The organism is Actinophytocola sediminis (assembly GCF_054779715.1).
Window position 1 is genome coordinate 13,982 of record NZ_BAAGXS010000009.1, and the last position, 19,311, is coordinate 33,292.

At 70.4% G+C, this 19,311-nt stretch carries 19 protein-coding genes; 15 read left to right on the forward strand and 4 right to left on the reverse strand.

Translation table 11 applies throughout. The annotated features are described in order from the left end of the window. Positions 1-117 precede the first annotated feature (117 nt). From ACYVIP_RS05240 to ACYVIP_RS05260, 5 genes are all read left to right on the forward strand, one after another. The gene (locus ACYVIP_RS05240; protein WP_460392570.1) at positions 118-2,139 is read left to right on the forward strand and encodes an AfsR/SARP family transcriptional regulator; all 2,022 of its coding nucleotides are present in this window, start codon (positions 118-120) and stop codon (positions 2,137-2,139) included. A 178-nt stretch (positions 2,140-2,317) separates the two neighbouring features. Then, positions 2,318-3,910 carry an ABC-F family ATP-binding cassette domain-containing protein gene (locus ACYVIP_RS05245; protein ID WP_460392572.1) on the forward strand — a complete coding sequence of 531 codons (1,593 nt, stop codon included), beginning with the start codon at positions 2,318-2,320 and terminating at the stop codon, positions 3,908-3,910. 96 nt (positions 3,911-4,006) lie between these two features. Then, complete coding sequence (locus tag ACYVIP_RS05250; protein WP_460392574.1) at positions 4,007-4,876, forward strand: hypothetical protein; 870 nt, start codon at positions 4,007-4,009, stop codon at positions 4,874-4,876. A 149-nt stretch (positions 4,877-5,025) separates the two neighbouring features. Next, on the forward strand, positions 5,026-5,757 hold the full coding sequence (locus ACYVIP_RS05255; protein ID WP_460392576.1) for a sensor histidine kinase: 732 nt from the start codon (positions 5,026-5,028) through the stop codon (positions 5,755-5,757). Then, positions 5,741-6,406, forward strand: a complete 666-nt coding sequence (locus tag ACYVIP_RS05260; RefSeq protein WP_460392578.1) for a response regulator — start codon at positions 5,741-5,743, stop codon at positions 6,404-6,406. Before ACYVIP_RS05255 ends, ACYVIP_RS05260 begins: the two co-directional genes overlap by 17 nt. Positions 6,407-6,468: 62 nt before the next feature. Here ACYVIP_RS05260 and ACYVIP_RS05265 read toward each other — a convergent pair whose 3' ends face one another. The 3 genes from ACYVIP_RS05265 to ACYVIP_RS05275 form a co-directional block, all read right to left on the reverse strand. Continuing rightward, positions 6,469-7,158: a hypothetical protein gene (locus tag ACYVIP_RS05265; RefSeq protein ID WP_460392580.1), complete on the reverse strand. Its 690-nt coding sequence runs from the start codon at positions 7,156-7,158 to the stop codon at positions 6,469-6,471. Positions 7,159-7,270: 112 nt separating this feature from the next. Continuing rightward, entirely contained in the window at positions 7,271-7,936 is a 666-nt protein-coding gene (locus ACYVIP_RS05270; RefSeq protein ID WP_460392582.1) for a response regulator transcription factor, read from the reverse strand. After that, positions 7,933-9,123 carry a histidine kinase gene (locus ACYVIP_RS05275; protein ID WP_460392584.1) on the reverse strand — a complete coding sequence of 397 codons (1,191 nt, stop codon included), beginning with the start codon at positions 9,121-9,123 and terminating at the stop codon, positions 7,933-7,935. Before ACYVIP_RS05275 ends, ACYVIP_RS05270 begins: the two co-directional genes overlap by 4 nt. 181 nt (positions 9,124-9,304) lie before the next feature. On the opposite strand from ACYVIP_RS05275, the gene ACYVIP_RS05280 reads away from it, so the two are divergent. The 8 genes from ACYVIP_RS05280 to ACYVIP_RS05315 all read left to right on the forward strand — a co-directional run bounded on the left by ACYVIP_RS05280 (position 9,305) and on the right by ACYVIP_RS05315 (position 16,575). After that, positions 9,305-9,751: a DUF1707 SHOCT-like domain-containing protein gene (locus tag ACYVIP_RS05280; protein ID WP_460392587.1), complete on the forward strand. Its 447-nt coding sequence runs from the start codon at positions 9,305-9,307 to the stop codon at positions 9,749-9,751. A gap of 23 nt (positions 9,752-9,774) precedes the next feature. Further along, entirely contained in the window at positions 9,775-10,308 is a 534-nt protein-coding gene (locus tag ACYVIP_RS05285; RefSeq protein WP_460392589.1) for a hypothetical protein, read from the forward strand. Then, the gene (locus ACYVIP_RS05290; RefSeq protein ID WP_460392591.1) at positions 10,308-11,075 is read left to right on the forward strand and encodes an ABC transporter ATP-binding protein; all 768 of its coding nucleotides are present in this window, start codon (positions 10,308-10,310) and stop codon (positions 11,073-11,075) included. Before ACYVIP_RS05285 ends, ACYVIP_RS05290 begins: the two co-directional genes overlap by 1 nt. A gap of 3 nt (positions 11,076-11,078) precedes the next feature. Continuing rightward, a complete protein-coding gene (locus ACYVIP_RS05295; protein WP_460392593.1) occupies positions 11,079-13,664 on the forward strand; it encodes an ABC transporter permease in 2,586 nt (861 codons plus the stop codon). Positions 13,665-13,764: 100 nt separating this feature from the next. After that, positions 13,765-14,100: a helix-turn-helix domain-containing protein gene (locus ACYVIP_RS05300; RefSeq protein ID WP_460392595.1), complete on the forward strand. Its 336-nt coding sequence runs from the start codon at positions 13,765-13,767 to the stop codon at positions 14,098-14,100. Between the two features lie 13 nt (positions 14,101-14,113). After that, positions 14,114-14,980 (forward strand): ImmA/IrrE family metallo-endopeptidase, encoded by an 867-nt coding sequence (locus tag ACYVIP_RS05305; protein ID WP_460392597.1) that lies wholly within the window; start codon positions 14,114-14,116, stop codon positions 14,978-14,980. Continuing rightward, positions 14,977-15,591, forward strand: a complete 615-nt coding sequence (locus ACYVIP_RS05310) for a PIN domain-containing protein (RefSeq protein ID WP_460392599.1) — start codon at positions 14,977-14,979, stop codon at positions 15,589-15,591. The genes ACYVIP_RS05305 and ACYVIP_RS05310 overlap by 4 nt, the downstream gene beginning before the upstream one ends. Before the next feature lie 120 nt (positions 15,592-15,711). Then, positions 15,712-16,575: a hypothetical protein gene (locus tag ACYVIP_RS05315; RefSeq protein ID WP_460392601.1), complete on the forward strand. Its 864-nt coding sequence runs from the start codon at positions 15,712-15,714 to the stop codon at positions 16,573-16,575. Positions 16,576-16,902: 327 nt separating this feature from the next. Here ACYVIP_RS05315 and ACYVIP_RS05320 read toward each other — a convergent pair whose 3' ends face one another. Next, on the reverse strand, positions 16,903-17,796 hold the full coding sequence (locus tag ACYVIP_RS05320) for a LysR family transcriptional regulator (RefSeq protein ID WP_460392603.1): 894 nt from the start codon (positions 17,794-17,796) through the stop codon (positions 16,903-16,905). 94 nt (positions 17,797-17,890) lie between these two features. On the opposite strand from ACYVIP_RS05320, the gene ACYVIP_RS05325 reads away from it, so the two are divergent. Together ACYVIP_RS05325 and ACYVIP_RS05330 are read left to right on the forward strand one after the other, a co-directional pair. Continuing rightward, positions 17,891-18,400, forward strand: a complete 510-nt coding sequence (locus ACYVIP_RS05325) for a nuclear transport factor 2 family protein (RefSeq protein WP_460392605.1) — start codon at positions 17,891-17,893, stop codon at positions 18,398-18,400. A 10-nt stretch (positions 18,401-18,410) separates the two neighbouring features. After that, on the forward strand, positions 18,411-19,274 hold the full coding sequence (locus tag ACYVIP_RS05330; protein WP_460392607.1) for an SDR family NAD(P)-dependent oxidoreductase: 864 nt from the start codon (positions 18,411-18,413) through the stop codon (positions 19,272-19,274). Positions 19,275-19,311 lie beyond the last annotated feature (37 nt).

A 19,311-nucleotide genomic window follows, 5' to 3' on the forward strand; every position in this document is an offset into this window, starting at 1 on the left:
GCGGTCTAGTCGAGGGGTGGTCGAAGATCGCTGACAGTGCCCGATTCCCGGTGCTGTCGATGTCACCATGACGCGTGTCTGGTTCGTCGGGCGGAACAGCGCAGTCTGGGAGTTTCCATGCAGAATCGTCACTCTGGAGCAGAGGCCACCACAGCACTTCAGCTCACCGGACCACCGGTCTCCGAGACGACCCGCATCGTAGCGAACCAGCCGGCGGTCAGAGACCACGACTCGATCACGCTGGGGCTGCTCGGTCCGCTGTTACTCATGCGCGGCGAGCGGGTGGTCACGCCGTCGGCACCCAAGCTGCGGCAGGTGCTCTCCCTGCTCGCCGTGCAGGCCAACTCGGTGACCAGGGTGGACCAGCTGGTGGAGGAACTGTGGGAGGAATGCCCGCCGCAGAGCGCGCTGACCACCGTGCAGACCTACATCTACCAGCTGCGCAAGCTGCTCAAGCTCGATGACAAGCCGGCCGCCTACCGGGTCACCGGCGGGGCCAGCCCGGCGCTGCTGAGCCACCCCGGCGGCTACGTGCTCCAGCTCCCCGACCTGGAGACCATCGACGCGAACCAGTTCGAGCAACTGGCCAGGCGCGGCCGCCAGGAGCTGCTCGGCGTGCGGGTGGAGGCCGCGGCGGAGGCCTTCCGCGGCGCGTTGTCCCTGTGGCGCGGCGGGTTCCTCGAGGGAGTCGCGACCGGGCCACTGCTGTACTCGCACGCCACCCGGCTCGAGGAGCTGCGCCGCACGGTGCTCGCGCTGCGCATCGAGGCCGACCTGCAGCTCGGCCGGCACCAGGAGATCATCGGCGAGCTGACCAGCCTGGTGAACGCCGAGCCGACCCGCGAGGACTTCTCCGCGAAGCTGATGATCGCGCTGTACCGCAGCGGCCGGCGCGCGGACGCGCTCGGGGTCTACCAACGGATCCGCACCGCGCTGGTGGACGAGCTCGGCCTCGACCCCGCCGCCGAGCTGCGCCGGCTGCACCAGCTGATGCTGGAGGCCGACCCGGAGCTCGACCTGCCTGGCGACCCGACCGCGCCGATCGGCGCCGACGGCCGGGCCACCGCACACCCCCGCCACCCGGCGCACCCCGCCCGCCCGGCACCGGCCCAGCTGCCGGCCGAGGTCGCGGACTTCGTCGGCCGACAGGCCGAGCTGGACACCTTCACCCAGGCGCTGACCGGGCCGGACCTGCACGGTCTTCGGGTGGTCAACATCGTCGGCCGGCCGGGCATCGGCAAGAGCGCGTTCCTGGCCAAGGCCGGCCGGACGGTACGCGCCCACTTCCCCGACGGGCAGCTCTACGTCGACCTGACCGGCGGCGACGGGCGGCCGATGCCGACCAGGCAGGTGCTGGTCGCCATGCTGAAGGCGATCGGCGCGGACGAGGCGGACGTGCCGCACAACGTGGCCGAGGCCGCGCTGATGTTCCGCAGCTGGACCGCCGACCGGCGGCTGCTGGTGGTGCTCGACCGGGCGGCGTCGACCGACACCCTGCGCCACCTGGTGCCCAGCGGCTCTGGCTGCGCGCTGGTGGTGCTCAGCCGGGTGCCGGTGGACGCGCTGGCCGGTGCGCTGCGGCTGCGGTTGCCGGTGCTGTCGGTGGCCGAGTCGGTGCGCATGCTGGCCAACACCGTCGGCGAGCAGCGGGTGAGCCGGGAGCTGGACGCGGCCGAGCGGCTGGCCGAGCTGACCGACCGGCTGCCGCTGGCGCTGCGCGCGGTGGGCGCGAAGCTGGCCGGGCGGCCGGGCTGGCACCTGTCGCGGATGGTGGCCAGGATGGCCGACGAGCGCAACCGGCTGTCCGAGCTCAGCTACGCCGGTTTCGACGTCTTCGGCCAGCTGGCCGAGGCCTACCAGACGCTCACCGCCAGGCAGCGCTGGGTCTTCCGCCGCCTGGCCGCAGCCGACGGCGAGCTGCTGACCGCCAGTGAGATCGCCGAGCGGGTCAGCCTGAGCACCGCGGCCGTGCACGCCGTGCTGGATGAGCTGGTCGACGCCGACCTGGTGGAGGAGCTGGAAAGCGACGAGCCAGAACCCCGCCACCAGGTCCCGGCGCTGATCCGCCTGGTCGGCCTGTCCGGCATGCTCGGCAGCTCCTGGTGGCGCAAAACCACCGGCCAACACTCCCCCGGCTGACCCCGGCCGCCGCCCGAACGCGATGAAGGCGCCCCCGGCGTCCTTCATCGCGTTCGCCGACGGGCGCGGCGCGGGTAGGGTGTGGGTGACCGTTGTTCGCTGACTGGGGGTTTCTGGTTCCGATGCGCTGAGCACGCCTTTCCACGGCCTGTCCCTCTCGCGTTGGGAACGCTCAGCCATGTCTGGCATCACCTGCACCGGTCTGTCCTTCTCCTGGTCGGACGGCACCCCGGTGTTCACCGACCTGACCTTCACCGTCGGCGCCGGCCGGACCGGGTTGGTCGCCCCCAACGGCGCCGGCAAGTCAACGCTGCTGGCCCTGGTCGCCGGCGAGTACGCGCCGAGCGCGGGCACGGTCCTCGTCGACGGCGTGCTCGGCCACCTGCCCCAGACGCTGCCGCTGACCGGCGAGCCGACGGTGGCCGAGGTGTTGGGCATCGCCGAGGTAGTCGCCGCGCTCGCGGCCATCGAGTCCGGCGACGTGGCCGACGAGCACTTCGCCACCGTCGGCACCGACTGGGACGTCGAGGAGCGGGCGCGGGCCGAGCTGGCCCGCCTCGGCCTCGGCGAGGTCGCCCTCGACCGCACCCTCGGCACGCTCAGCGGCGGCCAGGTCGTCTCCCTCGGCCTGGCCGCCCAACTGCTGCGCCGGCCCGACGTGCTGCTGCTCGACGAGCCGACCAACAACCTCGACCGCGCCGCGCGCCACCGGCTGGCCGACGTGCTCGGCGACTGGTCGGGCTGCCTGCTGCTGGTCAGCCACGACCGGGAGCTGCTGGACCGGATGGACCGGATCGCCGAGCTGGCCGACGGGCGGCTGCGGCTGTTCGGCGGGAACTTCACCGAGTACCAGGCGGCGAAGCGGGCCCAGCGCGAGGTCGCCACGAAGAACCTGCGCACCGCCGAACAGGAGCTGAAACGGGAGCGCCGCGAACAACAACAGGCCCGCGAGCGGGCCGCCAAACGGGCCAGCACCGGCGCCAGGACCAACACCGACATCCCGCGCATCGTCAAGGGCGGCCTGGCCCGCCGCGCCCAGGAGTCCGCGGGCCGGGCCCAGGACGTGCACGCCAAGCGGGTCGAGTCGGCCCAAGCCAGGGTGGACGAGGCGGACCGGGCCGCCCGCGCGGACGCGACGATCTCGCTGACCCTGCCCAACACCGAGGTTCCGGCCGGCCGCACGGTCTTCCACGGCGAACGGATCCAGGTCAGGACCCTGTTCGCCGGCGACGGCGTCGACCTGACCATCCGCGGCCCGGAACGGATCGCGCTCACCGGCGCCAACGGCACCGGCAAGTCGACCCTGCTGCGGGTCATCGCCGGCCAACTCGGGACCACCGGCCAGACCAGCCGGGCACCCGGCCGGGTCGCCTACCTGTCCCAGCGCCTGGACCTGCTCGACCCCGACCTGGACACGCGGGCCAACCTGCGCGCGTCCGCCCCCCGGCTGCCGGTCACCGAGACGATGCACCTGCTGGCCCGGTTCCTGCTCGACGAGCGGCGCGCCCGGCTGCCGGTCGGCACGCTGTCGGGCGGCGAACGCCTGCGGGCCACGCTGCTGTGCGTGCTGCGCGCCGAGCCGGCACCCCAGCTCCTGCTGCTCGACGAGCCGACCAACAACCTCGACCTGACCAGCGTCGATCAGCTGACCTCGGCGCTTGGCGCCTACCGCGGCGCGTTCGTGGTCGTCAGCCACGACGAGCGGTTCCTGGCCGACATCGGGATCAGCCGGCGGCTACAGCTCACCGACGGCCGCCTCGAGGACCGGTAGGGGATTCCACCGGGCGTTGAGCGGCCCTCGTTTATGGCTACCTATTTTGTTGCCACAGCGGCCACTGTGGGTCGGCTGGCGAAAAGGGGAACGGCTGTGCAGTCCGAGGTTCGGGCCCCCGACGAGCGGCCCTACGGTCAGATCGCCGAGCACGACTCGGACGTCTCGGTGTTAAGCGGCGGCGGGTCGTCGCTGCGCCTCGGCGTTCGCGTGTCGCGACTGCGGCGCTGGATGTCCAGACGGCACGCCATGGTCGGCGCCGAGATCGGCGTCACCGCGAGCCTGCTCGACCAGCTGCCGATCCGCCCGGCCGTGGTGCTCGTGGTCGAGCCGGAGGTCGAGATCGCCGACGTGGTCGACCGGCTGCTCACCGCCGCGCTCGGCATGCTCGACCAGCCAGAGCCGGAGTCGGCCACGCTGACGTTGGGCATCACCAGCCCCGAGCCGGTCCGCTCCGGCACCGCGGGCGACCTCGCGCTGTACAACATGCACCGCGACACGATGCCGGAGGCGTTGGTGGAGGCGGTGACCGCCGCCCGGCGCTGCGGGCTGACCACCGTGCTCGGCAACTGTGTCCTGCTGCTGCAACGGTTCGTGCCGACCGCCGCGTCGGCGGTGGTGCACGTGCACCACGACCGGCGCCGGTCGGTGCGCGTCGACGGGCGGTGGGGGCTGACCGAGATGTCCTCGCCGGCCGACATCTTCGAGGTGCCCCCCGGCGGCGGGCCGATCCGCGAACGCCTCGCCTGGAAGCCGACCGCGCACGTGATGGCGCACGGCGGCACGCACACCGTGACCCTGCCGGCCAGCCTGCGCTACCGCTACGCCCTCGGCCGCACCACGGTCCGGCAGCTGGCCGGCATGTCCCGCGACGCCGCGACCACCGCCGGCAGACCGCTGGCACTCGACGTCGCGATGAGCGCGCACGGGCCGGTGGTACTGCGCTGCCGGCCGTCGGTCGGCTGACCTCGGTCGGCTGAGTCGGCCGAGGTCAGCCGCACGGCCGGCTGATCCGGCGTTGACGGGGCACTTGAATTCGCCCTGCTCCCGCTTCGAGGTGACTTCCAGGCACTCGGCACAACATCGAGTGGTCAGCCAAGTCCTCGGAGGTCATCGTGCCCCGCGCGCTCACCGTGGAAGACCGGAAACAACGTCACGCCAGGAAGGCGCTGGCCGCCCTGCCGACCGACTGCCGGACCGGTGACTGCGAGCACTACCAGGAGATGGTGCGGCTACGGCGCAACCTGCACGACGGCCTCGGTCCCGGACTCGCCGGGATCATGATGCGCGCCGACGTGCTCACCCAGCTCCTGACCGCCAACCAGGGCGCGGCCGAGGAGATGCTGCACGAGCTGCGCCGCGAGGCGGCCTCGTTCATGGCGGAGTTCCGCCGCATGCTCGCCGACCAGAGCCCCGTCGAGCTCGACGGCACCGGCCTGGACGACGCGCTGCGCACGCTGGGCAGGCGGATGAGCCGGGCCAGCGGCAACACGTTGCTGGTGACCACGGACGTGGCGCCGGCGGCCCTGCTGGTGGACCGGGCGGCGCAGGTGGCGGCGTTCTGGATCACCAAGGAGGCGCTCACCAACGTGGTCAAGCACGCCAAGGCCGACGCCTGCGTGATCCGGGTGTGGGTCGAGCACGGCCTGCGCGTGGAGATCAGCGACGACGGTGTCGGCGGGGCCGGTCTCGGCCGTCCCGGCGTCGGCCTGACGTCGATGGGCAGCCGGGCGGCCGAACTCGGCGGCTGGTGCGAGGTGACCGACGACGGCATCGGCGTCACGGTCAGCGCGCACCTGCCAGCACCGTCGCCAGCTGAGGAGTCCTACCGTGACAACACAGACTGAGCAGAGCGTGTCCTCGATCCGCGTCGTCATCGCCGACGACCACCCGGTCTACCTGTCTGGGCTGCGGATGCTGCTCGACCTGATCAGCGTGGTCGAGGTCGTCGGCGAGGCGCGCACCGGACCGGAGGCGCTGGCCGAGATCTACCGGCTGCGCCCGCACCTGGTGCTGATGGACGTGAACCTGCCGGGCACCAACGGCATCGAGGTGACCAAGACGCTGGCCTCGCGCTGCCCGGAGACGTCGGTGATCATGCTGTCGATGCTGGAGGACCGGGACACCTTCCTCGCCGCGATGCGCGCCGGGGCCCGGGGTTATCTGGTCAAGGGCGCGTCCTCAGAGGACATCGGGCAGGCGATCGGCACCGTGCGCCGCGGCGGGGTGGTGTTCGGCGCGGCGGTGGCGAACTGGGCGCTGGACTACCTGAACAAGCCAAGGGAGTCGGCCAAGCCGTTCCCCGAGCTGACCGACCGGGAGCTGGCGGTGCTCGAGCTGGTGGCCGACGGGCTGGGCAACGCCTCCATCGCGCGCCGGCTCGGACTGTCCATCAAGACGGTGCGCAACTACCTGTCGCGGATCTTCGCCAAGCTGCAGATCGCCGACCGGACCGAGGCAGCGGTGCAGGCAAGGCGCGCGGGACTCGGTAACTGAGCACAAAAAAAGGCCGACCGTGCGGAGGGACGACCGCACGGTCGGCGTTCTTGTTGTGGTGCCTACACCCGCGCCGATTCCTCCACAGTGGACTTGGCGGCCGGCTCCCTGCGCAGCGCCACCATCACGGTGGCCGTGAGCAGCCAGAGGAAGCCGAGGAACCGGCCGATCGGGGTGAACGCCACCAGCGGGTACACGATCGGCGACAGGGACGAGAGCAGCCCGATGGTGCCGATCACCAGGCCGGCGATGTTCAGCCACTTCGGCAGCGTCAGACCCGACGCGGCCGCCACGATCAGCAGGCCGAGACCGGCGACGTGGATCGGGCCGCCGAGCCAGAAGGTCAGCTGGTAGGACAGCTGCGCGAACGCGTCCTCGTCGACCAGGTCGGTGCCGGCGAACGCGATCGACGAGGTGGCGCTCACCATCAGGGTCACCGCGGCGGCGATGCCACCGACCAGGGCCAGCTCCGGCTTGGCGGCGGGGTTGGTGCTGCGGCGCAGGTTTCCGGCCAGCACGGCGGCGAACCACAGCAACGCCACCGCGGCCAGGATCTGCAGCCCGCCGCTGCGCTCCATGTGGGACGCACCGTCGCGCAGATGACCCGCGACCGTCGCCATGTCGTCGGTCGGCCGTGGGGAGTCGGCGCCGGACATGTCCTGCACGACCATTCCGGCCAGCCACAGCACGACGAACAACGAACCCGTCAGAATCCCCAGTTCCCGACGACGGGTTTCTTGGGTTGCGCTCATCGCGATCCTTCCCTTGACAGACACACACGGACGTGTGGCCAGCCTGGCATCGCCTGCTGACAAACGCCTCAGGCCAGGGGAGGCTTCGCGACTACTCCGGCGAGCGTAGGAGCTACTCGGCCCAACCGGGCCGGACCAGCCCGGACTCGTAGGCGAGCACCACCAGCTGCGCCCGGTCGCGGGCCGCGAGCTTGATCATGGCTCGGCTGACGTGGGTCTTGGCCGTCGCCGGGCTGACCACCAGACGCACCGCGATCTCGTCGTTGGTCAGGCCCTCGCCGACCAACGCCACCACCTCACGCTCACGCTCGGTGAGCACGTCCAGGGTGGTCGACTCGGGGGCCTTCTTCGCCCGGGTGGCGAACTCGCCGATCAGCCGGCGGGTCACCCCCGGGGAGAGCAGCGCGTCGCCGCCGGCCACCACGCGCACCGCGCGCACCAGCTCGACCGGCTCGGTGTCCTTCACCAGGAAGCCGCTCGCGCCGACGCGGATGGCCTCGAAGACGTACTCGTCCTCCTCGAAGGTGGTGAGGATGAGGATGTGCACCTCGGCCAGCGAGGTGTCGGCGGAGATCTTCCTGGTCGCCTCGAGACCGTCGAGGCCGGGCATGCGGATGTCCATCAGCATCACGTCGGGCCGGTGCTCGTAGGCGGCGGCGACCGCCTCGTTGCCGTCGGCGGCCTCGGCGACCACCTCGACGTCGGGTTGGGCGTTCAACAGCGCCCGGAACCCGGCTCGTACCAGTGCCTGGTCATCGGCCAGCACAACTCGGATCATGCCCTGTCCTCGGTTTCGGTCGCGTCGGTCGGCCCGGTCGGCAGGGTCGCGGCGACCAGGAACCCGCCACCGGGCCGAGGCCCTGCCGACAGTGTGCCGCCCAACGCCTCGGCGCGTTGGCGCATCCCCGTCAAACCGCTGCCGCTGCCCTCGACGAAGCCGGCGACGTCGCCCCGGCCGTGGTCGCGGATCTCGATCGACAGCTCGCCCTGCTGGTAGCCCAGGCGCACGGTCGCCTGGGTCGGGCCGGCGTGCCGGTAGGTGTTGGTCAGCGACTCCTGCACGATCCGCAGCGCGGCCGCGTCCACCCCGCTCGGCAGCGTGCGGGGCGTGCCGGTCCGCTCGAGGGCCACCGGCAGGCCGGCCTCCCGCATCCGCTCGAGCAGCCGGTCGAGCTGGTCGAGGCTGGCCACCGGCTGGCGGGGCGCCGAGCCGTCGACATCGCGCAGCACGCCCAGGATGGTGCGCAGCTCGACCAGCACCTCCTTGCTGGACTGCTTGATCGCCGACAGTGCCTGGCGGACCTGTTCTGGCTGCTCGTCGATCAGGTGCAGCGCCACCCCGGACTGCACGTTGATCAGCGACACGTGGTGGGCCAGCACGTCGTGCACCTCGCGGGCGATCTTGAGCCGTTCCTCGCTCGCCCGGCGCAGTCCCTGTTCCTCCAGCGTGCGCTTGGTCTGCGCGGCCCGCTCCCGGCGCGACTTGACGATCTCGGCCAGGCCGAGGATCAGCGTGCTCCAGGCGACGCCGAAGCCGATCCCGCCGAGGTCGGCGTTGTAGTGGTCACTGGTCAGGTGGGCCGTGACCAGCAACGTCGCGAACGCGGCCGCCGAGGACAGCCACGCCACCAGCCGCGGCCCGAGCAGCACCGCGTTGAACGCGGCCACGATCGGCGAGACGAACACCGGACCGAGCGGATAGTGGAGCAGCAGGTAACACAGCGTGATCAGGACCGTGCCGAGCAACGTGAGCAGCGGCCAGCGCCTGCGCCACAGCAACACCGCGGGCCCGGCGAGCAGCAAGGCGGTCGAGCCGAGGTTGAGCAGGTGCAGCTCCTCCTGCACGGCCGCGAGCGGAAACGAGCCCGCGTACTGGAGAAACGCGATCGGGATGGCCATGGCGAACGGCGGCAACCCGTAGAGGGCAGGCCCCCGCGGGCCGCGCTCCGGCGCCGCTGTCTGCATGCCACGAAGGTAGAGCAGCCGGCCGGGACCTGACCTCCTGGCTCGATCAGGACCCGACCCCGACGGGGTTCACGTACGCCCCCGGGAGCAGGCGCGGCGGTCGGTCGTCGCCGGTCAGGGTAGGCCGGGTTCAGTCGCGGGTGCGACGACGAAATCGCTGCTGGGGAGGAGATTGGTAGTCATGAACGAGCCAAGCGAGCGGAAGCGGTCGGATATGTCCCTCCGCGCTTCGGACGCCGAGCGGGAGCGGGTCGCCAGACTGGTGAGCGACGCCGCCGGCGAGGGCCGACTGACCCTCGCCGAGGCTGACGAGCGCATGAACCTGATCTACGCCACCACCTACCGCCACGAGCTGGCGGCGTTCGTGGCCGACCTGCCGGCCGAGCCGGTGGCCTCGGCGACCCCCGCCAGGCGCTTCGCCGGCCAGCCGAAGCGGCTGCGGGTGCACGCGACGATCGCCGCGGTGCTGTCGGTGATGCTGATCGTGCGCTGGGTCGCCTCCGGGGTGCCGTTCTTCTGGCCGGCCGGGCCGATGCTGCTGCTGTGGGGCAGCTTCTTCGTGCACGCCGCGGTCCTGCGTCGAGGTGTTCGTCAGTGGGGGCCACCACCCTGGGGGGTTGAACGGTGATGCGGAACGGAACGGGAACGAGCATGATCAAGCCGCTGCACGGCGTCCCCCGCAAGGTCTGGCAGATCACGCACATCGTGAGCGCGGTCGGCTGGCTGGGTATCGAGGTGTGTGTCCTCGGGCTGACCGCCATCGGCCTCGGCGCCGAGGATCCCGCCACGGTGCGTACCGCGCACGACGCGGCCGTGCTGATCGCGGACACGTTCTTCCTGCCGGCCACGCTGTTGATGCTGCTCAGCGGGCTGGTGCTCGGCCTTGGTACCAAGTGGGGCCTGTTCAGGTACTACTGGGTGACGGTCAAGCTCGCGATCGGCTGCGCGTTGCTGGTCGCCGGCTCCTACACCCTCGAGGCGACGATGCGCGAGACGGCCGACCTTGCCGAGGCCGGCGACCTGACCAGCGGCGAGGGCGCCAGCCTGCTCGGCATGCTCGGGGTGATCGCGGGCATCACGTTGTTCGCCGCGGTGCTGTCGGTCACCAAGCCGTGGGGCCGGATCCCGTGGCGCGGCGCGAAGAACACCCGACCTGCCAGGCAAACCGTTACCCAGGAGTCGTGATGACCACCGTTTCCCAGGAGACGATCACCGGCCTCGCGGCGCGCGCGGACGGCGTGACCAAGGCCTACGGCACCGGCGCGGCCACCGTGACCGCGCTGGACGAGATCAGTGTGGACATCCAACGTGGACGGTTCACCGCGATCATGGGGCCCTCCGGCTCCGGCAAGTCGACCCTGATGCACTGCCTGGCCGGACTGGACACAGTGGACGCCGGCGAGGTGTGGATCGGCGAGACCCCGCTGACCGGCCTGAACGACAAGGGCCTCGCCGACCTGCGGCGCAACCGGGTCGGGTTCGTCTTCCAGCAGTTCAACCTGCTGCCGACGCTGACCGCCGAGGAGAACATCACGCTGCCGCTGGCGATCGCGAACCGCAAGCCGGACCCGGCGTGGTTCGAGACCGTGGTCGACGCGGTGGGCCTGGCCGACCGGCTGACCCACCGGCCGAGCGAGCTGTCCGGCGGCCAGCAGCAGCGGGTGGCCTGCGCCAGGGCGTTGCTGCCCAAGCCGGACGTGATCTTCGCCGACGAGCCGACCGGCAACCTGGACTCCCGCTCCAGCAACGAGATCCTCGGCTTCCTGCGCCGCTCGGTCGAGGACTTCCACCAGACGATCGTGATGGTCACCCACGACGCGAACGCCGCCGCGTACGCCGACCGAGTGATCTTCCTGCTCGACGGCCGGATGGTGCACGAGCTGCACGACCCGGACGCCGAGGCCGTGCTGGACACCATGAAGGCGTTGGACACGTTCCCCGAGTCGAGGTAAGTCATGCTGAAGGCGACCCTGAAAGGCCTGCTGGCCCGCAAGCTTCGGTTGATGCTGGCCGGTCTCGCGGTCGTGCTCGGCGTGACCGCCGTGTCCGCGGCGATGGTCACCACCGCCACCATCGGCAGTGGTTTCGACTCGATCTTCCAGACCACGACGTCCGATGTGGACGTCTCGGTCTCGGCCGCGCCCAACGTCGGCGGTGAGGCCACGTTCACCCCGCCGGTCGAGGCGTCGGTCGTGGAGCGGTTGCGCGCGGTCGACGGCGCGGCCGAGGTCACCGGCGAGGTGGCCGCCGACGGCGCGCGGCCGGTCGGCCAGGACGGCAAGGTGATCAGCGTCCAGGGCCCGCCGAGGCTCGGCGTGGCCTGGCAGGGCGAGACCGGCATGGTGCGCCTGCGCGACGGCCGGGGCCCGAGCGCCGACGACGAGGTCGCGATCAACGCCGGTCTGGCCGAGCAGGGCGGTTTCCAGGTCGGCGGCACGATCGACGTGCTGACCCTGGAGCCTCGGCAGACGTTCAAGGTCGTCGGGATCTACGGCTTCAGCAACGGTCTCGGCACCATGGGCGGCAGCACCGAGGTGGCGTTCACCGAGCCGGTTGCCCAGCGGCTGATCCTCGGTGGGTCCGATGTGTACTCGTCGGTGACGCTGACCGCGGCCGACGGCGTGACCGACGAGGCGCTGCGCGACGAGGTGGCCGGCGTGCTCGGCGAGGCCTACCAGGTGCGCACCGGCGACGAGCTGGCCGCACAGACCGCGGCCGACGGGCGGGCGTTCCTGGACATCGTGCGGATGGTGCTGCTCGCGTTCTCCGGGTTGTCGTTGCTGGTGGGGATCTTCCTGATCCTCAACACGTTCTCGATCCTGGTGGCGCAGCGCACCGGGGAGCTGGCGCTGGTCGCCGCACTCGGCGCGCGGCGCCGGCAGATCGTCGGTTCGGTGCTGGTGGAGGCCGCGCTGGTCGGGGTGGCCGCGTCGGCGGTCGGCATCGGGCTCGGGATCGCGGTGTCGACCGGGCTGAAGGCGGTGATGGAGGCGCAGAGCGGGGCGCAGCTGCCGGTCGGCCTGATCGTGCCGGTGCCGGAGCTGTTGCTGGCCTTCGGCGTCGGTGTCCTGGTGACGCTGATCGCCGCGCTCGTGCCCGCACTGCGGGCCTCCCGCATCCCCCCGGTGGCCGCGATGCGCGCGTCCGCGGCCGAACAGCGTTCCCTGACCAGGATCACCGTCGCCGGCGCGATCCCCGCGGTACTCGGCGTCGCCGGCATCGTCGCGGCGGTGACCGATGTGGTCGGCGACTTCCGCTGGGCCGCGCTCGCCGGTGGCGTCGTGCTCGGCCTGCTCGGCTTGGCGCTACTGACCCCGGCGGCCAGCAAGGTCCTGCTGCCGGCCGTCGGCCGCCTGCTGAGCTGGTCCACCCCCGGTCGCCTCGGCCGCCTCAACGCCGCCCGCAACCCCCGACGAACCGCGATCACCGTGGCCACCCTGGTAGTGACCCTCGGCCTGGTGGGCGGCGTGGGCGTGGTCGCCGAGTCCCTCCGCCGCGACGTGTCCTCCCTGGTCGCCACCGACCTGTCCGCCGACCTGGTGATCTCCGGCGACGGCGTGAGCGCCCGGGCCGGCGGCGGCTCCGGCGGCCCACCAACGGCGGCCGACGGCCGGATCATGCCGACGTTCGAACCGTCCGTGGTCGAGAAGGCGTCGACCCTGCCGGGCGTGGCGACCGCGACCGCCCAGTACGTCGACACGGTCGAGATCGACGGCCGCGAGCCGGGCCAGAGCCCGGCCAACGCCGGCGACCTGTCCCGGCTGGAATCCGTGCTCGGCCTGAAGACGGTCGACGGCACGCTGCGGGTCGACGACGTGGACGAGGTCGTGCTCGACACGGACACGTTGGCCACCCAGGGTTTGGCCGTCGGCGGAACGGTCCGGCTGTCGACCCAGCGGGGTGGCTGGCAGGACTACCGGATCGTCGGCAGCTACGAGCCGAACTTCCTGCTGACCGGCCCGGTGCTGTCGACGAAGGCGGCGACCGAGCGGTTCGTCTCGGCGCTGCCGGCGCTCGGGTATGTCGAGCTGTCCCCGGACGCGGACGTCGCCGCGGTGAAGGCCGAGGTGACGGCGCTGGTGGCGAAGAACCCGGAGGTCACCGTCGCCGACCAGACCCAGCTGGCGGCCGACGCGTCGAGCAGGTTCGACATCGCCGAGATCATGCTGTACGTGCTGTTGGGGCTGTCGGTGGTGATCGGGATCCTGGGGATCATCAACACCATGGCACTGTCCATTTTGGAGCGAACGCGGGAGTTGGGCCTGCTCCGCGCGATCGGCATGCGGCGTTCGCACATGGTGCACATGGTGGTGGCGGAGTCCCTGGTGATGTCGGTGTTCGGCGGGTTGCTCGGCCTGGCGTTCGGCGGCCTGGCCGGCGCGGCGTTCGTGTCGGTGGCCGGACTGGCGGAGCTGGCCGTGCCGTGGACCTCACTGGCCCTGTTCCTCGGCCTGGCGGTCGTCGCCGGCCTGGTAGCCGCCCTGGCCCCCTCCACCCGAGCGGCGAAGGTCAACGTCCTGGCAGCCATCGCCTACGAGTAGTTGAGCCCTCGAACTGCCTGCCGCTGGCACTCCACTCCGCACCGAGCTACACTGAATCACACAGGACGATATTGATTCAGTCCGGCGAGGGGTGGTTACGATGACGATCGGCGTCGGCGCGCTGATTGAACGAGCCCGGGTCGCCGCAGGCCTCAGCCAACGTGCCCTCGCGGACGCGACCGGCATCTCGCAGCCCACCCTGTCGCGGATCATCTCCGGAGACAGGCCAGCGAAGATGCCGGAGGTGGTGGCGATCGCATGGGCAACCGGACATACAGTCGCCCAACTCACCGGGACCGGGTCGGTAGCCACCCGAACGCAGTACGCGGCACGAGCGACCAACGACGCCGACATGGATCACATGCGGGCCGCACTGCTGCATTTCGTGGAACTGAATGACTACCTGGACGACCAGGCCATCCCCGCCGCGATCTGATACGGGTGGTCCGATGAACGCCGAGACCGAAGGCCGTACCGCCGCCGCCAGGTTCCGCCAGGAGCACCACTTGGGCATACAGCCATTGGGTGACCTGGTAGCGGTCATCGAACAGACGACCGTGATCGACGTGGCCATTCTCGACGCCGGACCGGATGAGCACGGCCTGACAACACGGGATCCTGCGCGTGACGCCGTCTTCATAGGCGTCGCGCGCACACGAAACCCGATGCGACAGCGCAGCACACTCGCCCACGAACTCGGCCACGTACTGTTCAAGGACTGGACAGGCGATGGCGCGAGCAGCCCCAGCGACCGAACTCTTCCAGAGATTCGTGCCGACGCCTTCGCGCGCCACCTACTCGCGCCGACCGAAGGCCTGCGTGAATTCCTCGGGGAGCGAAAACTGGTGACCCAATCCACCGTCTCCGAGGTAGTTCAGCGATTTCTGATATCGCCAAAAATTGCGGCCATTGCGCTCAATCAAGCGAAATATATCAGCGACAAGACCAAATTCGAATTGATGACACTGACCGCGCCAAAATTGGCTGTCCGGTTCGGATGGATCGACCAGTACCGCGCATTGCAGGCAGACTCCTCTCAGCAGAGGGCACCACAACGGCTACTCGCCCGCGCAATCAAGGCTTACGAAGAGAATGTACTGTCCGCGCAGGCAATCGCCACCTTGCGCGGCATCCCACTGGCGGACGCCGAGGCGGACCTACGCAAGGCAGGCATTACGCCCGCCCAGGACACGATCACGTGGACTGACCCCGCCGAACTGCCTGACGTGCATGTGGACCTGACGGCCTTGGACGAGACCCTCGGCTCGCCGGACAATGGTGGCCACCACACAGCGGAGGAAAACGAGGCGGAATGAGTCACCGGCCGATCATCGACGCCGGACCGGGCCTAAATTTCCTCTCCATCAACAAGGAGCGTCTCCTTATTGGCATTATGGGGCAGCTCAGTGCCCCGGAGACCGTGCAAACCGAGGTGTTTCGCAAGTCCCGACAAGACGAACGCTTCCGCGCTGCCGCTGTGGTCTGGCGAAAATTGACACCCACCTGGATGCAGGTGCTCTCCGATGACCAGACACCCGAACTCGCCGCTGTAGTCCATCGGATCACCCGGCAATCCATGGAACAACGACTGAAATGTCCGAAGGACCTCGGCGAGACCATGGTCATCGCACACGCAGTCGTCGCTGCCGAAGCAGGTGAAACCGTTACCGTTCTCATCGACGATGGCGCAGGAGCGCGAACTGCCACCGCTGAAATCAACCGGCTACAACGACTTCATGCCAGCGGTCGCGCCGTTGGGGCGATCAGGCTGGTGAACACGCTGACAATTCTGGCGCGCGCGGCAGGCGGGCAGCACATCCCCGACAGGCCCACGATGCGCACCATCTACACCCGCCTACGCGGCCTCGATGACGGCCTGCCGCCGATCGAGAGAACCACCCTCCTCGGATCTCCGCACTGGTCCTGAGAGTGACGACCTCCGGATCAGGTCGGCGAGGTATCTACCGGTCGACCGCGCGCCATCGCTACTCTGACGCCCCGTGGCTCGAGGCCCCCAGCCAAGTTTCCGAGCAGAACTGGACATGCGTTGAGTGAGTATCAGTACTACGAGTTCCTGGCGATCGACCGGCCGCTGGACGATGCCGAGCAGGCCGAGATCCGGTCGCTGTCCACGCGGGCGAGGATCACCGCCACCAGCTTCGTGAACGAGTACCAGTGGGGCGACTTCCACGGCGACCCGAGCCAGCTGATGGCGCGTTACTACGACGCGCACCTGTACTTCGCCAACTGGGGCACTCACCGGGTGATGTTCCGCCTGCCAAGCGACCTGCTCGACCCGGATGTCGTCGCGGACTACTGCGTCGACGACCAGCTGAACGCCTGGGTCGCCAACGAGTTCGTCGTGCTCGAACTCACCAGCGAGGACGACTCCGGTGAGTCCGAGTTCGACTACGACGGCGAGGCGGTGCTGTCGGCGATCGTCGGGGTCCGGGCCGAGCTCGCCGCCGGCGATCTCCGGCCGCTCTACCTGGCCTGGCTGGCCGCCTACGGCGCGTGGGAACGCGACGAGGACATCTTCGCCCGCGACGCCGACGACGATGTCGAGCCACCGGTGCCGGCTGGGCTCGGCACGCTCACCGCGCCGCAGCGGGCGCTGGCCGACTTCCTACGCCTGGACGGCGACCTACTCGCGGTCGCGGCGCAGGCCTCGCCGCCGTTGACCGAGATCGCCGACGACGTCGCCGCCTGGGTGGCCCTGCTGCCGGTTGCCGAGAAGGACCGGCTGCTGGCGCGGGTGGTGCAGGGCGAGGCCGCGCGGGTGCGGATGGACCTGCTGCGCCGCTTCCGCGGCGACACCGGCCCGGCCGACACCGGCCCAACTCGCCGGACCGTCGCCGACCTGCTCGACAGCGCGGCCCGCCAACGAAACGACCGCGTCCCGCTCGCCTGACCACGAGGAGTTCACAAAGGACGGTGGTTCGCGCACGCGCCGTCCTCGTCGCAGGATTCCTCGCCCGCGATACACAGGCAGCATCGACAACTCGGTTCCCAGACAAGCGCCAGCGGCGTAACGCGACTGAACCGTCGCCGAGCTGTCTCCACGGACTGGTGGACGGCGAACATGTGCCGCCCGTCAGCTTCCCGACGAAAAGTGACGACTTGTTGCCCTACGACGAATACCTCCGGCGATTGCCACACATGAGCATGTCCGCCGGCATGCTCATCCGCGACGGCTCGAAGGCCAAGACCGCCGGGGCATCACCAGCATGCAGCCGCTTCAGCTCGGGCAAGACACCAACTCCCGGACGATCCGGACGAACTGGGACACCAGTGGGTTGCTGGTGCCCTGCGGCCAGGCGAGCGCGATCCGCAACGGTTCGACGTCGGTGATCGGTCGCCAGGTCAGGTCGGGGTGGTCGTAGAAGGTGCCCATCGACTCCGGGGCAATGCATACGGCGTCGGTGGCGGCCACCTGGTCGAGCATCTCCTCGACGTTGTCGTTCACCGGACCCCAGACGGGTGTCGAACCGTCCGGCCGTGGGTTGACCGCCCACCAGTCGACCCAGGCGGCCGGCGCCACCCTGGTCCACGCCAGCGGCGCGGCGTTCAGGTCGATGATGCTCACCTTCTCCTGCTGGGCCAACGGATGTGAGCGCGCCATGCCGGCGAACCGGGCCTCGGTGCCGACCGTCTCCGTGTGCTGTCCCTCGGTGTCCGCTGGCAGCCAGACGAACGCGACATCAACCAGCCCTTCCCGCAACGCGAGTGCCTCGCCACCCCAGTCGAACCGTTTCGGTGCGACAGTCGCATGTGGATTACGTGTGGCCAGCACCGCGCGCGCCCGTCGGGCGAGCGCACCACCGCCGGTGGCCACGAACCCGACTCGCAGCACCTGCCCGGCCTCGGCCGCCGTGGCCCGCACCTGTCGCACGGTGTCCTGCCAGTCGGCCAGCTGGCGGCGCGCCGCCTCGAGCAGCACCTCGCCGGCGGCCGTGAGCCGGACCTCCGTGCTGGAGCGGGTGAACAACTTCGCGCCGAATCGGGTCTCCAGTTGTTTTATCTGCCGGCTCAGCGAGGGCTGCGCCACGAACACCGCCTGCGCGGCCTGCGTGAAACTCCGATGCTCGGCCACCGCGATGAAGTACCGCAGCACCCTGCTGTCGACATCCATGCCGGACCTCCCAGCTATGCCTTGAAGGTATGGCCGCTGGTATTGGACCGCTGTGAGGTCCGCTGGTTGCCTGGCTCGTATGACAAGAAGAACGGTGAGTCGGGGCACCCTGCTGCGGGGCGCGGGACTGGGCGCGGCCGGGGTGCTGGCCACCTCGTTGAGCGCCGGCACCGCACAGGCCGAAGGCCGGGAGCACCCCAACATCGCGCTCATCCGCCAGTACTACGTGGCCTACGGCGCGGGCGACCTGACCGCGCTGCGCCGGTTTTTCGCGCCCGACATCCGCTGGACGATCCCCGGCCACCACCCGCTCGCCGGCACGAAGGTCGGTGTCGAGGAGGTGCTGGCGTTCTTCACGCAGCTCGGTCGCGCCGGGTTCCGCGCCGAGCTGTTCGCGCTGGCCGCCGACGGCGACTGGGTGATCGACCTGCACCGAGGCTGGAGCACCACGCCCGAGGGGCTGGACCTCACCTGGGTGCTGGCGTTCCGCATCCGCGGCCGAAAGATCGTCGAGGCGATCAACTTCGCGGGAGACCAGCACGCGGCGGACTCGTACTTCTGGCGCCAGTTCCCACTGGCTCCCCTGCCCGGCCGATTCGACTAAGGAGACCCCGATGAACAAGCCATCCCGCCGTACGGTGCTCACGGCCGGCGCGCTCGGCGCGGCAGCGACCGTCACCACCGCGGCGACCGCGGCCGCCGAACCAGCCGAGCGCCGGGGCCGGTTCGCCGGCAAGGTCGTGCTGATCACCGGGGCCACCTCGGGCATCGGTGAGGCCACCGCGCGCGCGTTCGCCTCGGCGGGCGCGAAGGTGTTCTTCTGCGGTCGCCGCGAGCGGCTCGGCAACCAGGTCGCGGCGAGCATCCGCGCGGCGGGCGGCGAGGCGACCTACCGGCGCGCGGACGTCCGCGACGAGAACGAGGTCCGCGACCTGGTCGACGCGGCCGTGCGCAGGTACGGCCGGCTGGACATCGCCGTCAACAACGCCGGTATCGAGTCGCCGCGCGCTGTCCGCCTGCACGAGCAGACGCTCGCCGACCTGGAAGCCGTGTGGCGCACCAATGTCGGCGGCGTCTTCCTCGGCATGAAGTACGAGATTCCCAGGATGCTCGCGCAGGGCGGCGGCGTGATCGTGAACACCGCGTCGATGTCGGCCGAGGTCGGGTTCCTGACGATCGCGCCGTACAACGCCAGCAAGCACGCCGTGGCGTCGCTCACGAAGGTCGCCGGGCTCGAGTACGCGGCGGACAACGTCCGGGTGAACGCGTTCGCGCCGGGCGCGGTGGACACCCCGATGTTGCGCCGCGCCGCCGAGGCGTTCGGCATGACCTACGAGCAGATCGCGCAGGACTACCCGATCAAGCGGATCGTCGCGGCCGAGGAGATGGCGACCATCGTCATGTTCCTCGCCTCGGCCGACTCCAGCGCCGTGGTCGGCCACGACCTCGACGCGACCGGCGGCTATCTGGCGGGCTGAGCCGCATCACTGGGGACCGGTCCCGGTTTCCCCATCC

Coding starts and splice junctions, on each gene's coding strand:
- ACYVIP_RS05280 (WP_460392587.1), top strand. CDS start 9,305: ATGAACGAGCCAAGCGAGCGGAAGCGGTCGGATATGTCCCTCCGCGCT.
- ACYVIP_RS05270 (WP_460392582.1), bottom strand. CDS start 7,936: ATGATCCGAGTTGTGCTGGCCGATGACCAGGCACTGGTACGAGCCGGG.
- ACYVIP_RS05275 (WP_460392584.1), bottom strand. CDS start 9,123: ATGCAGACAGCGGCGCCGGAGCGCGGCCCGCGGGGGCCTGCCCTCTAC.
- ACYVIP_RS05265 (WP_460392580.1), bottom strand. CDS start 7,158: ATGAGCGCAACCCAAGAAACCCGTCGTCGGGAACTGGGGATTCTGACG.
- ACYVIP_RS05305 (WP_460392597.1), top strand. CDS start 14,114: ATGAACGCCGAGACCGAAGGCCGTACCGCCGCCGCCAGGTTCCGCCAG.
- ACYVIP_RS05240 (WP_460392570.1), top strand. CDS start 118: ATGCAGAATCGTCACTCTGGAGCAGAGGCCACCACAGCACTTCAGCTC.
- ACYVIP_RS05300 (WP_460392595.1), top strand. CDS start 13,765: ATGACGATCGGCGTCGGCGCGCTGATTGAACGAGCCCGGGTCGCCGCA.
- ACYVIP_RS05330 (WP_460392607.1), top strand. CDS start 18,411: ATGAACAAGCCATCCCGCCGTACGGTGCTCACGGCCGGCGCGCTCGGC.
- ACYVIP_RS05285 (WP_460392589.1), top strand. CDS start 9,775: ATGATCAAGCCGCTGCACGGCGTCCCCCGCAAGGTCTGGCAGATCACG.
- ACYVIP_RS05320 (WP_460392603.1), bottom strand. CDS start 17,796: ATGGATGTCGACAGCAGGGTGCTGCGGTACTTCATCGCGGTGGCCGAG.
- ACYVIP_RS05310 (WP_460392599.1), top strand. CDS start 14,977: ATGAGTCACCGGCCGATCATCGACGCCGGACCGGGCCTAAATTTCCTC.
- ACYVIP_RS05245 (WP_460392572.1), top strand. CDS start 2,318: ATGTCTGGCATCACCTGCACCGGTCTGTCCTTCTCCTGGTCGGACGGC.
- ACYVIP_RS05295 (WP_460392593.1), top strand. CDS start 11,079: ATGCTGAAGGCGACCCTGAAAGGCCTGCTGGCCCGCAAGCTTCGGTTG.
- ACYVIP_RS05290 (WP_460392591.1), top strand. CDS start 10,308: ATGACCACCGTTTCCCAGGAGACGATCACCGGCCTCGCGGCGCGCGCG.